Genomic DNA, 12,658 nt, shown 5'->3' with positions numbered 1-12,658 from the left:
GCCGGTTCGTCGCGGACGATGCCGCACAATCGAGGACCGGGAGCAGCGTCCGATCGCGCCGCGATCGGGCGCTGCTCCGGGTGCACGCGCCCATGGGTCAAGCCGACACTCTCGCAGTGCGACCGAACATGCGTGACCAGATGCCACCCACGACCGCCGACTTGTCGAGGTCGTGGATGTCCTGCGAGTAGCCGCCCGTGTAGAGCTTCACGATCATGCGGTCGCGGCACGCCTCGTCGAGCGTGTATGAGAACTTCACGGCCGACCTGCCCTGGCGGGAGCGGCGGCCGACCTTCTCGACCGTGCAGCGCAGGTGCGGAAAGCGGTCCATCTCGACGGTGAGCCGGTCCCCGACCCTGACGTTCGGATCCGCGTCGAATTCCGCGATCCCGCCTGCGAGCGACAAGCTCGTCACCTTGCCCAGCATGGCGCCGGTCTCGAACTCGACCCGCGCGTCCTCGTCCGTCGCGAAGCTGTCCAGCAGCGGCCTCGGCTTCTCGAAGCAGATCAGCGCCGCCACCATCAGCACCAGGATGTTCACGACCGCCCAGTAGGCCGACACCACGGAGAATTCCCCGCGTCCGATCCTGGACCACTCGGGAACGACGTTGATGACGAGGCCCAGAGCCGTGACGGCGATCCAGAAGGCGATCGAGAAGAACGTGTAGGCGTCGAACTCCGATTCCACGTTGCCCGAGCCCTTCGGCGTCACCCGGAACGGCACCCCGAAGGGCTTGATGAGGCTCATGATCACCACCGGCAGCATGCGGAAGGTGGCGAACGCCCCGACCGCGGAGGAGACGAGCGGCAGGTAGCGCGTCGGAGTGAGCCAGCCCATCAGCAGGAAGTAGGCGGCGAGCACCGGCAGCTGGTACCACACGATATCGACCGTGCTGGTGAAGGTGAGCGGCGCGGCCCCGGTCCAGAGATAGACTGCGGGCACCACCAGGATGACGAAACGCACCGTGTACTGGACGAGCCAGGACAGCGGCAGGAACATGAAGCGCTGGAACAGGGTGAGGCCGGGGCCGCGCAGCGGCCCGTTGTGCAGGTAGATCGTCTGGATCCCGCCTCGGCACCACCGGCTCCGCTGAACGAAGTACCCCTTCAGGTTCTCCGCCGCGAGCCCCATCGAGAGCCGCTCGTTGAGGTAGCGCGTCTTGTAGCCCTTGTTGAGGAGGGCGAGCGTGGTGAGCAGGTCCTCGGTGATCGACTCGTACGGGAAGCCACCGATCGTGGTGATGGCCGCTCGCCGCGTGATCGAGCAGGAGCCGCAGCAGAAGCTCACGTCCCAGGCGTCGCGCGAGGTCGCCATCTCGTCGAAGAACAGGCGCTGCTCGTCGGGCCAGACCTTCTCCAGACTGAGGTTGGACTGCACCGGATCCTTGTTGAAGAAGTGCTGCGGGGTCTGAACAATACCAATGGTCGGGTCGGCGAAGAACGGAACTGTCCGCCGCAGAAAATGCCGGTACGGCACGAAATCCGCGTCAAATATTGCGACGAAATCTCCCGAAGAGACTTTGAGGCCGTTGTTCAAATTGCCGGCTTTGGCATGCGTGTTGTCGGGCCGCGTGACGTGGATCGCGCCCTTCCTATCGCAATAGTCCCGCAGCCAGTCGCGACGCTTGTCATCGAGGACGTAGATCTTGAGCTTGTCCTGGGGGTAGTCGAGGGCGAGCGCTCCCACGATGGTGCGCTCCAGGACGTCCAGCGGCTCGTTGTAGGTCGGGATGAACACGTCGACCGTCGGGAGGTCGGCCGGCTCCCGCGCGAAGAACGCCTTCTCCAGGCGGTCGGCCTCGGCGCGGCGGTCCACCGAGCGGCTCATCGCGACGAGGAAGAGCAGGATGTCCGCGAAGGCGCCGAGTTCAACGAAGAAGACGAACCACGTCCAGTAGAAGCCGAAGCTCCCGTTGGCGGGGGAGGGCAGCACGGTGGCCACGAAGCGCCAGACGAGGTAGCGCAGGGCGACGAGCAGCACGAAGGCGCAGGTGATCGCCCGCGACCAATTCGCGTCGCGAGGCCAATTGAGCGTGAGAATCAGGAAGAACGCCGCGACGAGGAGGGTCGGCGCCAGTGCTACGAGATGCTGAACCACAGATTCTTCACCCAAGACACGATGGGAAGGGTGGCGTTCGTGCGGGCAATGCGGACCTGGACGGTGCGGCCGACTTGGCAGAAATTTGCGTAGTCGGTCTGCATCCCGTTCGGTTCGAGGGCGACCCGGATGCGGGCGTTCCTGCCGCGGCTCTCCGGAGGCACTGCCGCGAGCACCACCTCCTCGACGGCCGCACTCGACCCGCGCACGGACACCACCGTGCCGCGGATGATCTCCGTGCTGCCGAGGAGCCGCACTTCCGCCTGGTCGCCCGGCCTGATCTGGTCGTAATCGGTCTCGTCGACGAGGATGTCGACGAACAGGTCGCGGCAGTCGAGCAGGCGGATCAGCTCGTTGCCGACCACGACGTTCGATCCCGCCACGACGTTGTTGCGCCAGATCACGCCCTCGAAGGGCACGCGCACGTCCGCGAGCGAGAGCGTGTCGTTGCGCTGACGCTCGATCTCCAGCTGGCGCACGAGGAGCTGGACGCGCGCGCGCTCGGAGCGGGTCTGCGTCTCGACGGTCGCGAGCTGGATCGTGACCTCGTCCGCGCGCTGCTGCGAGTAGGGCACGTCGTTGCGGCCCTCACCGACGAAGGTGCCGCGCTTGACGGCGTCGAGCTGCCGGTTGAGGCGCTCCAGCTCGGCCTTGGCGATGGCCTGCTCGCTCGCGGCGGTGATGGACGCGGCGCGCGCCGCCTCGACGGAGCTTCCCGCGACCACGCCGGTCGCGCCGAGCGTGGTCTTGCGCACGAGGTCGGCCGTTGCCGAGGCCTGGTTGGCCTGGGCGGCGCCGATGCGCTGCTGGCGGACCACCATCTCCTGCTGGATGTTGGCAAGGCTCGCCTGCTGATACTCTTTCAGGCGACCGTTCAGGTCGTTCCTGAGCGCTGTCAGATTTCCGATCTGAGCTTCCAGTGCGCGCAGCCTTTCGCGCGCCGCGCCGAGGTCCGCGTCCAGCTGTGCTTCCGCCGTGCGCGCGATGCGGGAATTTCGGATCGTGAACAGTTCCGTGTGCTTCGGCACGGAGGTCCCGACCTTCGGCGGTGTTGCGGTGACAACACCTTCGATCGGGGCTGCAACGACCGTGAAGCGAGCGTTTACCGTTCCATCAAGGCTCGTATATCCAGTAAAATTTGGCAGAATGGCAAGCAATACCGCGCCGAGCAGCAGTAGACCTACCGTAATTCGAACGGCTCGCCTGTTCCATAACATTGCTCACACCTCCGATCGCAACCAGCAGGTGCATTAGTAACCCATCATGGTCGGATTTGGTTCGGTGACTCTGTGCAAATCGCGCCGGAATTCGCGGGCCTGCGCCGGTTCCGCCCGAGGGATGCGGGCACGCATCAACTCCTCGTTGTTCACGGGCGCGCAGGCGCTGAGCCGGCGCCGGAGACCGGGGGACGCGGCGCCCGTGATCCCGGGCCGATGCCCCCGCGATCGAGACCGAGCGGCGGGGTGCGGCCGGCACGACGGCCACGACCCGGGATCCGGTTCCGGGACGAGGTCCACAGCCTCCGCGGGCTCCCGCGCCGCGGAGCGTGAACGCGCGGGGTGCTCGGCGCGAGGCCGCCCGGCCCGGATTTCCCTCGTGGTGGTTACCTGTTGGTCGATTATCTCACGAAGATTCAATCCTGAACTATTTTATTGTAGTTTTTCATTTCAAATCATTCATCTCCCAAAACCAATCTTTATATGGTCGAACCGACAAGCTGCGCGGCTGGAGTTTCGACAATGCGGCGGCGCGCGGGAGAGATGCTGTTGGACCAAGCATCCGAGATTTTCGAGTCGGGACCGTCGCGCGTGGCTGCGGGGTCGCTCGCGCCACCCGTCGGGAACATCCTGGCGGCGATCATCTGGGGCGGCTTCTTCGCGGGCTGCGCCGCGGTCGTCCTCTGCGACCTGCGTTTGGGCATCTCCGATCATCCGAGGACGTGGTTGCTGCTCGGCTGGGGCAGCTTCCTGATCGGAACGCAATTCGGCCCGCGCGTGCGCACCCGTTGAGGGGCGAAGCGGCCGCACCGAGCCTGGACCCGGTCGGAGATGCGGCGGCCGGTATCCGGGACGCCGGGCCGCCACATCGAACGTCCCGCAAGACAATCGCGACCGGGCAGTCCCGGCCCCGCCGCGAACGTCCGGAAGGGATCATACGACATCCGGGAGATGGCTTCGCCATCTCCCATTTCGGCCATGCGGATGTCGGCTTCGCTCAGGCGCCGCGCGGGCTTGGGATCCGGGATCCGCTTCGATCAAGCGGATCCCGGATCAGTGGCGCAGGTCGGGCGAGCGCAATCTGGAGGTCAGGCCCCGGCCGGAAGCGGCCCCCGGGACGCCCCGCCGATCGCGTGCCGACCCTCGCGTCGGCGGCTCGGGCGCCGGCGCCGCGCCGGAACCGTGGCCCGGGGCGGAGATGCCGGGAGGCGAGCCCGTCGGGACGCGTCCGGACCGCGACCGCCCCGGCGGCTCACGCGCGCCGCGCGGCGACCGCCTGGGCCGCGTGCGCGGCCGGGCCGTGCCGGATACCCTGCCAGCCGAGCCAGCCGGTATAGAGGCCGACCAGCACGATCAGCGCCGCCGAGGCGTAGGGCGCCCGCCGGGCGAGGCGGCCGAACCCGGACCAGCGCGAGGCGACGTGCGTGACGCTCAGCGCGGCCAGCACGCCCGCCGACACCATCGTCGCAGCGAGCCCGAGGCTGAAGCACACGACCAGCGCGAAGCCGAGGCTGAACTGCTTGAGCTGGATGCACAGCAGCAGCACGGTGATCGCGGCCGGACACGGGATCAGGCCGCCGGTCAGGCCGAACAGGACGATCTGCCCCGTGGTGACGCGGCGGCCCGCGAAGCGCCGCCGGATGTCCTGCGCATGGGCGCGGGCATGGGCGTCGTCCTCCTCGCCGAGGTTCATGTGGGCGTGGGGATGGGCGGGCTCCTCGAAGGCGGCCTCGTGGGTCTCCGCCCCGGCCGGGCCGTCGAGGTGCAGCCGCGCCGTGAAGGCGTGCGGCTCCGGGATCTCCTCCCGGCTCTCCAGGACGGCGCCCGCGCGCACGAACGCGAAGGCCTGCCGGGTGCCGTCCGGGCGCAGGATCTCCAGGCGGACCCGCCCGGGATCCGGCAGCGGGCCGCGCTCGGCGCGCAGGCGCCAGCGCGGCGGCACGCCGTCCTCGAATACCTCCAGCGCGAGGAGCCCGTCGCGGGTCGCGACGGCCCGCGCCTCGCCGTGGTGGTGAGGGTGGTCGTGGTGCTGCTCGCGCCAGGTGCGCCACGCCATCCAGAGGGCCAGGGCGACGATCAGGAGCGCCGAGACGAGCTGGAAGTAGGGCTCGGAGGTCTCCCCCCATTGCTGCCCGAAGGATTGCCCGGCCAGCGCGATCACCCACACCAGCGCCGTGTGCGAGAGCGTCGCCGCCAGCCCCAGCAGCACCGCCTGCGCGACCGTCCCGCGCACGGCGATGATGAAGGCGGCCATCATCGTCTTGGAGTGGCCGGGTTCGAGCCCGTGCAGGGCCCCGAGCAGGATCGCGCTCGGCACGAACAGCCACGCATGCGCGGTCCCCTGCTGCAGCAGGTCGGGCAGTGAGGTCATGGGAGCGGCCTTCGCTACTTGAGATAGGTCCGCACCACCTCGATCAGCTCGGCCGCGCCCCTGGCGCGGTCGGCGTCCGGCTCGCCGTCCGGGTTCACGACGTGGTGGCGGATGTGGTCTTCGATCAGTTCGGCGGTCAGCCCGTTGATGGCCCCGCGCATCGAGGCGACCAGCATCAGCACGTCGCCGCAGCCCAGTTCGGCCTCCAGGGCCCGCTCGACGGCCTCCGCCTGTCCCCGGATCCGGCGCACCCGCGCCAGCAGCTTGGTCTTGTCCCGGATCGTGTGGGCCATGAACGACGTCCCCCGCCGCCAATAAAATAGGGGGGTACCCTATTTTTGTCCAGGGATGGGCATCCCGCGGCGCCGCGACAGCCCCGGCGCCGCCGCGCTTGACACCTGCGCGCGGCGGCAGAGGGTTTCGGGCCTGGGGGCGGCGATCCCCTCACGAGGCTCCGGCCGAAGCATCGCGTCCAGTCTGCTCTCTCGCAGGGACGCGCCATGGCTACGCCCACCTCCATTCCCGTCGACAAGCTCGCGCGCCTCGTCGGCACCCCCGGCTGCCCGCCGCTCCTCGACGTGCGCACCGACGAGGACTTCGCCGCCGACCCGCACCTGATCCCGGGCGCGGGGCGCCGCCCCTGGCGCGACCCGGCATCGTGGGCCGGGGCGCTCGCGGGCCGAGCCGCCATCGTGATCTGCCGCAGCGGCCGGACGCTCAGCCACGGGGTGGCGGCCTGGCTGCGTCAGGCGGGCGTGCCGGCCGAGAGCCTCGAGGGCGGCAGCGAGGCGTGGCGCGCCGCCGGCCTGCCGATGGTGCCGCAGGCCAAGCTGCCCCCCCCCCCCGCGACGCCGAGGGCCGCACCGTCTGGGTCACCCGGACGCGGCCCAAGATCGACCGCATCGCCTGCCCGTGGCTGATCCGCCGCTTCGCCGATCCGGCGGCCCAGTTCCTGTTCGTGCCGCCGGCCGAGGTCGAGGCCGTGGCCGAGCAGTTCGGCGGCGCGCCCTTCGACATCGACGGCCCGGGGGTGTTCTGGAGCCACCGCGGCGAGAGTTGCACCTTCGACGTGCTGCTGGACGAGCTCGCCCTCGGCACCGCGCCCCTGCGCCGGCTGGCGAGCATCGTCCGCGGCGCGGACACGGCGCGCCTCGACCTCGCCCCCGAGGCGGCGGGCCTGCTGGCCGCGTCGCTGGGCCTGTCACGCCTCTACGCCGACGACCTCGCCCAGCTCGACGCCGGCATGCTCCTCTACGACGCCTTCTATCGCTGGTGCCGGGACGCCACCGACGAGACCCACAACTGGCCGACCAACAGGCCAAGGCCGGGGGGCTGACCATGCGCGGCGCCACCCCGAGCGCGGCCGTGCCGGACCTGGCGGCCCCCGCCGGCCCGCCCCGGCCCGTCAGCCTGGCCGAGGCCCTGCCGGTCTGGCTGCGCGTGGCCGCCCTCTCGTTCGGCGGCGCCACGGCGCCCGGCGGCGCTGTCGGCCGTCCTGAAAGGCGCCCTGGGCGCCAGCCGGACGCCGTTCGGCGGCGAGACGGCGACGGGCGGCCCGCCGGCCGGCGGGTCCGGTCCGGCATCGGACGGCCAAGGCCCGGTCCCCGCCCGCGCCGCCGCGCCGGACCCGGCGCTGGACCTCGACACCGCGGCCATCGACGAGGCGCTCGGGCACAAGGGCAGGGTCAACGGCGGCGTCTACGCGGTCAGCGTGCCGCGCGCCGAGACTCCCAAGGATCACGGCATGAGCGGGCCGGAGGCGATGGGCTCGGCGATCGCGATCAACTTCCAGCCGACCGGCGGCGGCAGGGCGGCGATCGCGGGCGACTTCGTGCTCACCGCCGACGAGGTGAACCCTTTGCTCACGGCACTGCGCCGGCACGGCATCGCGGTGACCGCCGTGCACAACCCCATGCTCGACGACGCGCCGCGGCTCTTCTTCGTGCATGTCTGGGCCAACGACGACGCCGGGGCCCTCGCCAGGGGCCTGCGCGCCGCGCTCGACAGGGTCAGAACCGCCCGAAGCTGAGGCCGGCTCGGCCACCGGGCCGGCGGCGGGCGCGACGGGCGAGGGCGCGGTCGGCGCCGGAGGCGCCGAAGGCGGGCCGCCCGCCCCCGACGGGGCGGTTGAAACGCGGCCCGGCGCGGCCAAGTCTCCGCAGGGCCGGCGCCGCGCCGGCTCCGGAGCCAGATCCATGCGCGCCCTCGCCCTCCGCACCGGCACCCTCATTCCCGTCCTCGGCCAGGGCACGTGGCGGATGGGCGAGGCGCCGGCCGCGCGGCGCGCCGAGGCCGAGGCGCTCCGCGCCGGCATCGATCTCGGCATGACGCTGATCGACACCGCCGAGATGTACGGCGAGGGCGAGACCGAGACCTTCCTGGGCGAGGCCCTGGCCGGGCTGCGCCGGCGGGTCTTCCTCGTCAGCAAGGTCTACCCGCACAATGCCGGCCGCGCCCGCCTGCCGCGCGCCTGCGAGGCGAGCCTGCGCCGGCTCAGGACCGATCACCTCGACCTCTACCTCCTGCACTGGCGCGGCGACGTGCCCCTCGGCGAGACGGTCGAGGCCCTGGAGGCCCTGGTGCGCGCGGGCAAGATCCGCGCCTGGGGCGTCAGCAACTTCGACACGGAGGATCTCGACGACCTCGCCGAGGCCGGCGGCGCGGCCTGTGCGGTCAACCAGATCCTCTACAACGTGACCCGCCGCGGCCCGGAATTCGACCTCCTGCCCGCCATGGACGCGCGCGGCATCGCCGCGATGGCCTACAGCCCGGTCGAGCAGGGCCGGCTGCCCGGGGACGGGGCCCTCGCCGCGGTGGCGGCCCGGCACGGGGCGACGCCCTATCAGGTGGCGCTCGCCTTCACGCTGCGGCGCCCGGGCGTGATGGCGATCCCGAAGGCAGGTCGCCTCGCCCACGTGCAGGAGAATGCCCGCGCGGCCGACCTCGCCCTCGGCGCCGAGGACCTGGCCGCCCTCGACGCCGCCTTCCCGCCGCCCCGCCGCAAGACCCCGCTCGCCATGCTCTGATCCCGGCGGTCATGGCACACGACCGCTGGGAGAAGCCGATTCTCGCTTGCGCGTCCGGCCCGCCGCGCCCGGACCCCGCCGGCGGATGCGGCGCAAGACTTGGCACGCCGCTTGCTTGGTAACCGGCGCAGCGCAGAGCCGGGTCGGCTCTTGTCGGGTTGGCGTGCCCATCGTCGGGTATCCGTTGAGCCTGCGCCCGGCCTTGCGCCCATGGCCGAGCGGCCCCGCCCGCTTGCGGCGAAGCCCCGTTCACCGGACCACCGCGACGCCCTTCGAGACGGGGTTCGAGCATGTGCGGTCGTGACGGGCTGTTCTACCGAAACTTCTCCCGGCGGGGCTTCCTCGCCCGAAGCGCCGCCGCGGCGGCGCTCGCCCTGCCGGCCCATCTGGCGGGCCTGCTCGCGCCCGCCGCCGCCGGGACCGTGATCAAGGCCACCCACGGCTCCGGCTTCTGCAACATGGGCATCTTCCTCGCCAAGGAGCGCGAGCTGACCAAGGCGGACGGCGTCGAACTCGACTTCGTGGTGACGCCCTCCAACACCGAGATCACCACGATGTTCGGGGCGGGCCTCGTCGACATGTCGATGATCCCCTACTCGAATTTCATGACCCTCTACGACGCGGGCGCGCCGGTGAGGATCGTCGCGGGCGGCGGCGTCGAGGGCTGCATCATCGTGGCGCGCGACGGCATCGCCTCCGCGGCCGACCTCAAGGGCAAGACCTTCGGCACCTTCCAGGCCGACACGCTCGAGGTCCTGCCCTACGACTACCTCAAGAAGGCGGGCCTCGGCTTCCGGGACGTCGAGATCAAGTACCTCGACACCTCGCCCGAACTGGCCCAGGCCTTCCTGGCCGGCGCCCTCGATGCGATCTGCCACATCGAGCCCTACGCCTCGCAATGCGTGCGCGGCCGCAAGGGCGCGCACGTGCTCTCGGACGGGACCGACGTCTACGGCAAGGGCTATTCCGACTGCGTGCTCGCCGTGCGCACGCCGCTCCTCAAGAGCAACCCCGCCGCCGTGAAGGCCGTCATCAAGGCCCTGTTCGTGGCCCAGGCCCAGGCCGAGGCGGACAAGGGCGCCGCCCTCAAGGACACGGTCGGCAAGTACTACAAGACCAGCATGGAGGCGGCGGTCGACGCCTCCTCCAAGCAGCCGATCGTGGTGGATCAGCGCAACCAGACCCGGTTCATCCTGGCGCGCGGCACCTCGATGCAGGAACTCGGCTACGTCAGGAAGGCCCCGGACGAGGGCGCCTTCGACTGGAGCCTGCTGGAGGCGGTGATCGCCGAGAACAAGCCCCTGTACGACGGGCTCAAGCTGAAATCGGCCTGATCGCGCCGCCCCTCCTCGGCAGAAGCGCGCGAGGCCGTTCCGCCGGGGTCCCGATTTCCGCCTCGTCCGCCGAGCCGCCGTCCCGTTCGGCGAAAGCGGCTCCGACAGGGATCATCTCGTGACCACGCACGCACGGATCGGCCCGCTCGCGGCCCCGGCGGCGCGCGCCGGCCTGCCCCGCCTCGGCCACGCCTGGCGGCGGCGCCTCGCGGGCCTCGGCTGGGCCGCCCTCTCCATCGGCCTGTTCGCGGGCCTGTGGGAAGCGCTCTGGGCGCTCGACCTCCTCAACCCGCTGCTCCTGCCGCCGCCGCACCTGTTCCTGGCGGACATCCCCGGGACGCTGCGCTACTTCGACCGCTCGAACCGCGTCGGCAGCGTGGCGAGCGGGGGCGGCGTCGCGGCGCTCCTCGTCACCATGGCCTGGACCACGATGCGGGTCTTGGTCGGGCTGGCGCTCGGCTTCGTGGGCGGCGTCCTCGTCGGGGCGCTGCTCCACTCCGTCCGCCTCCTGCGCAACCTGCTGATGCCGATCGTGCTGATGCTCGCCCCGATCTCGCCGGTAGCCTGGCTGCCGGTCGCGATCTTCGTCTTCGGCATCGGCGACAAGCCGGCGATCTTCCTCGTCTTCATCACGCTGTTCTTCGCCATCGTGCTCTCGACCGGGGCGCAGATCGAGAGCGTGCCGAAGACCTACATCCACGTGGCGCGGATCATGGGGGCGACGCACCGGCAGACCTTCTGGCGGGTGATCCTGCCCGCGATCCTGCCGAGCCTGTTCGTGACCCTGCGCCTCAACCTGTTCGGGGCCTGGATGGTGGTGCTGATCGCCGAGACGGTCGGGGTCGGCACCGGGCTCGGGCAGATCACCGCGATGGCGCGCTCGACCTTCAACGCCAAGCTGGTCTTCTTCACCATGGCGGTGATCGGGCTGCTCGGCTTCCTGTCCGATCTCGGCCTGCGGCAGGTGCAGCGCCGGATGCTGTGGTGGATCGGCCCGGGAGGCGTGCGATGACCCGGCCCGCCATCTCGATCCGCGGCGTCTCGAAGCGCTGGATGCCGGAGGGCCGCGCCCCGGTCCAGGCGCTGGCCGAGCTCGATCTCGACGTGGCGCCGGGCGAGTTCGTGGTGCTCCTCGGCCCTTCGGGCTGCGGCAAGTCCACGCTCCTCTCCATGATCGCCGGGCTCGAGGAGGTGTCCGGCGGCGAGATCCTGTCGGACGGGCTGCCGGTCACCGGTCCCTCGGCCGAGCGCGGCATGATCTTCCAGGAGGCGTCCCTCTTCCCCTGGCTCAGCCTCGCGGACAACGTCGCCTTCGGCTTGGCCATCCAGCACGTGCCGCCGGCCAAGCGCCGCGAGCGGGCGGCCGAGATGCTGCGCCGGGTCGGGCTCGGCGACATGCTCGACAAGAAGCCGGACGAGCTCTCCGGCGGCATGCGCCAGCGCGCCGCCTGCGCCCGGGCGCTCGCCATGCGCCCGAAGGTGCTGATGATGGACGAGCCCTTCGCGGCCCTCGACGTCCAGACCCGCTCGCGCATGCAGGACTTCCTGCTGCAGATCTGGCGCGACAGCGGCGCCTCGGTGATCCTCGTCACCCACTCGATCGACGAGGCGATCGCGCTCGCCGACCGGGTCGTGGTGTTCACGGCGCGGCCGGGCCGGGTGAAGACGATCGTGCCGATCGACCTGCCGCGCCCGCGGCCGTCGCGGGACCCGCGCTATCACGCCTATCGCGACCTGTTCACCGACCTGCTCGGCGCCGAGGTCGACCGCGCCTTCGCCGAGCAGGAAGCGCTGGCGGCGCGATGACCGCCGCGCTTCGCGTCGCGGCCCTGCCGGTCGGCCCGGCCGGGGCCGACCCGGACGCTCCCTGGCGGGAGGTCGAGGCGGGCGCCGCGGCGGCCGCGCGGGCCGGCGCCGCCCTCGCGGTCCTGCCGGAACTCACCGTCCTGCCCTGCGTGGCGGGGGACGACCCGGCGCGCTGGCGCCACCTCGCCGAGCCGGCCGCGGGTCCGACGGTCGCGCGGATGCGCGCGCTGGCCCGCCGCCACCGCCTCGCCCTGGTCTTCGGGATGGCGCTCGCCGAGGACGGGGCGGAGCGGCCGCTCAACGCCGCGCTGCTCGCCGCGCCGGACGGCGGCGTGGTGCGGCTCGCGGCCAAGCGGCGCCTGCCGCCGCCCGGCCCGGGCGACAGCGTCGGGGAGGCGGACCATTTCCGCCCCGGCCCGGCGGAGACCCGCGTCGTCCCGGTCGCGGGGCGGCGCCTCGCCGCCCTCGTCTGCTACGACCGCCGCTTCGCCGAGAGCTGGGACCGTCTCGCCGGGGCGGCCGACCTCGTCGCCGTGCTGGTCGCCGGCCCGGCGCCGCAGGATCCGCCGGGCTTCTTCCGCCGCGAACTCGCCGGCCATCTCCGGCGCTGCGGCCTCCCGGCCGTGGCCGCCGCCCGGTACGGGGTCGAGCACGGGCTCGGCCGTCCCGTGCGGCACGACGGCGAGAGCCTCGTCCTCGGCCCGGACGGCACCGTGCTGGCGGCGAGCCCGCCGGGCGCGGCGGCGCCGGCCCTCGCCACCCTCCCGCCGGCCCCGCTCCGGCCCTCCCTCCCCACAGCGTAACGG

The 12,658-nt window shown here is 71.6% G+C and carries 10 protein-coding genes and 2 pseudogenes; 8 read left to right on the top strand and 4 right to left on the bottom strand.

Annotation, left to right across the window (positions count from 1 at the left end):
- Positions 1 to 97: 97 nt before the first annotated feature.
- Positions 98 to 2,098 carry a glycosyltransferase family 2 protein gene (locus QA634_RS17790; protein WP_012333291.1) on the bottom strand — a complete coding sequence of 667 codons (2,001 nt, stop codon included), beginning with the start codon at positions 2,096 to 2,098 and terminating at the stop codon, positions 98 to 100.
- Positions 2,080 to 3,315, bottom strand: a complete 1,236-nt coding sequence (locus QA634_RS17785) for an HlyD family secretion protein (protein WP_012333290.1) — start codon at positions 3,313 to 3,315, stop codon at positions 2,080 to 2,082. Before QA634_RS17785 ends, QA634_RS17790 begins: the two co-directional genes overlap by 19 nt.
- Positions 3,316 to 3,858: 543 nt before the next feature.
- Here QA634_RS17785 and QA634_RS17780 point away from each other — a divergent pair.
- The gene (locus QA634_RS17780; protein WP_150108849.1) at positions 3,859 to 4,107 is read left to right on the top strand and encodes a hypothetical protein; all 249 of its coding nucleotides are present in this window, start codon (positions 3,859 to 3,861) and stop codon (positions 4,105 to 4,107) included.
- A 460-nt stretch (positions 4,108 to 4,567) separates the two neighbouring features.
- Here QA634_RS17780 and QA634_RS17775 read toward each other — a convergent pair whose 3' ends face one another.
- Entirely contained in the window at positions 4,568 to 5,686 is a 1,119-nt protein-coding gene (locus QA634_RS17775; RefSeq protein WP_012333288.1) for a nickel/cobalt efflux transporter, read from the bottom strand.
- A gap of 14 nt (positions 5,687 to 5,700) precedes the next feature.
- Positions 5,701 to 5,979 carry a metal/formaldehyde-sensitive transcriptional repressor gene (locus tag QA634_RS17770; RefSeq protein ID WP_012333287.1) on the bottom strand — a complete coding sequence of 93 codons (279 nt, stop codon included), beginning with the start codon at positions 5,977 to 5,979 and terminating at the stop codon, positions 5,701 to 5,703.
- A 207-nt stretch (positions 5,980 to 6,186) separates the two neighbouring features.
- Here QA634_RS17770 and QA634_RS17765 point away from each other — a divergent pair.
- The 7 genes and pseudogenes from QA634_RS17765 to QA634_RS17735 all read left to right on the top strand — a co-directional run bounded on the left by QA634_RS17765 (position 6,187) and on the right by QA634_RS17735 (position 12,655).
- Positions 6,187 to 7,022 (top strand): annotated as a pseudogene (locus QA634_RS17765) (chromate resistance protein ChrB domain-containing protein).
- Positions 7,023 to 7,160: 138 nt separating this feature from the next.
- A pseudogene (locus tag QA634_RS17760) lies at positions 7,161 to 7,715 on the top strand (DUF1259 domain-containing protein); the annotation flags it as partial.
- Positions 7,716 to 7,881: 166 nt separating this feature from the next.
- A complete protein-coding gene (locus QA634_RS17755; protein ID WP_012333286.1) occupies positions 7,882 to 8,712 on the top strand; it encodes an aldo/keto reductase in 831 nt (276 codons plus the stop codon).
- A gap of 290 nt (positions 8,713 to 9,002) precedes the next feature.
- Entirely contained in the window at positions 9,003 to 10,046 is a 1,044-nt protein-coding gene (locus QA634_RS17750; protein WP_012333285.1) for an ABC transporter substrate-binding protein, read from the top strand.
- Between the two features lie 118 nt (positions 10,047 to 10,164).
- Entirely contained in the window at positions 10,165 to 11,058 is an 894-nt protein-coding gene (locus QA634_RS17745; RefSeq protein WP_012333284.1) for an ABC transporter permease, read from the top strand.
- A complete protein-coding gene (locus QA634_RS17740) occupies positions 11,055 to 11,852 on the top strand; it encodes an ABC transporter ATP-binding protein (protein ID WP_012333283.1) in 798 nt (265 codons plus the stop codon). The genes QA634_RS17745 and QA634_RS17740 overlap by 4 nt, the downstream gene beginning before the upstream one ends.
- A complete protein-coding gene (locus tag QA634_RS17735) occupies positions 11,849 to 12,655 on the top strand; it encodes a carbon-nitrogen hydrolase family protein (protein ID WP_012333282.1) in 807 nt (268 codons plus the stop codon). Before QA634_RS17740 ends, QA634_RS17735 begins: the two co-directional genes overlap by 4 nt.
- The last annotated feature ends 3 nt before the right edge of the window (positions 12,656 to 12,658 follow it).

The sequence above is a fragment of the Methylobacterium sp. CB376 genome (genome assembly GCF_029714205.1).
Classification (GTDB): domain Bacteria; phylum Pseudomonadota; class Alphaproteobacteria; order Rhizobiales; family Beijerinckiaceae; genus Methylobacterium.
Note: the sequence above shows the minus strand (reverse complement) of the source record. Positions and strands in the feature narration are given on the sequence as shown.

Coding starts and splice junctions, on each gene's coding strand:
- QA634_RS17785 (WP_012333290.1), bottom strand. CDS start 3,315: ATGTTATGGAACAGGCGAGCCGTTCGAATTACGGTAGGTCTACTGCTG.
- QA634_RS17780 (WP_150108849.1), top strand. CDS start 3,859: ATGCTGTTGGACCAAGCATCCGAGATTTTCGAGTCGGGACCGTCGCGC.
- QA634_RS17775 (WP_012333288.1), bottom strand. CDS start 5,686: ATGACCTCACTGCCCGACCTGCTGCAGCAGGGGACCGCGCATGCGTGG.
- QA634_RS17770 (WP_012333287.1), bottom strand. CDS start 5,979: ATGGCCCACACGATCCGGGACAAGACCAAGCTGCTGGCGCGGGTGCGC.
- QA634_RS17755 (WP_012333286.1), top strand. CDS start 7,882: ATGCGCGCCCTCGCCCTCCGCACCGGCACCCTCATTCCCGTCCTCGGC.
- QA634_RS17750 (WP_012333285.1), top strand. CDS start 9,003: ATGTGCGGTCGTGACGGGCTGTTCTACCGAAACTTCTCCCGGCGGGGC.
- QA634_RS17740 (WP_012333283.1), top strand. CDS start 11,055: ATGACCCGGCCCGCCATCTCGATCCGCGGCGTCTCGAAGCGCTGGATG.
- QA634_RS17735 (WP_012333282.1), top strand. CDS start 11,849: ATGACCGCCGCGCTTCGCGTCGCGGCCCTGCCGGTCGGCCCGGCCGGG.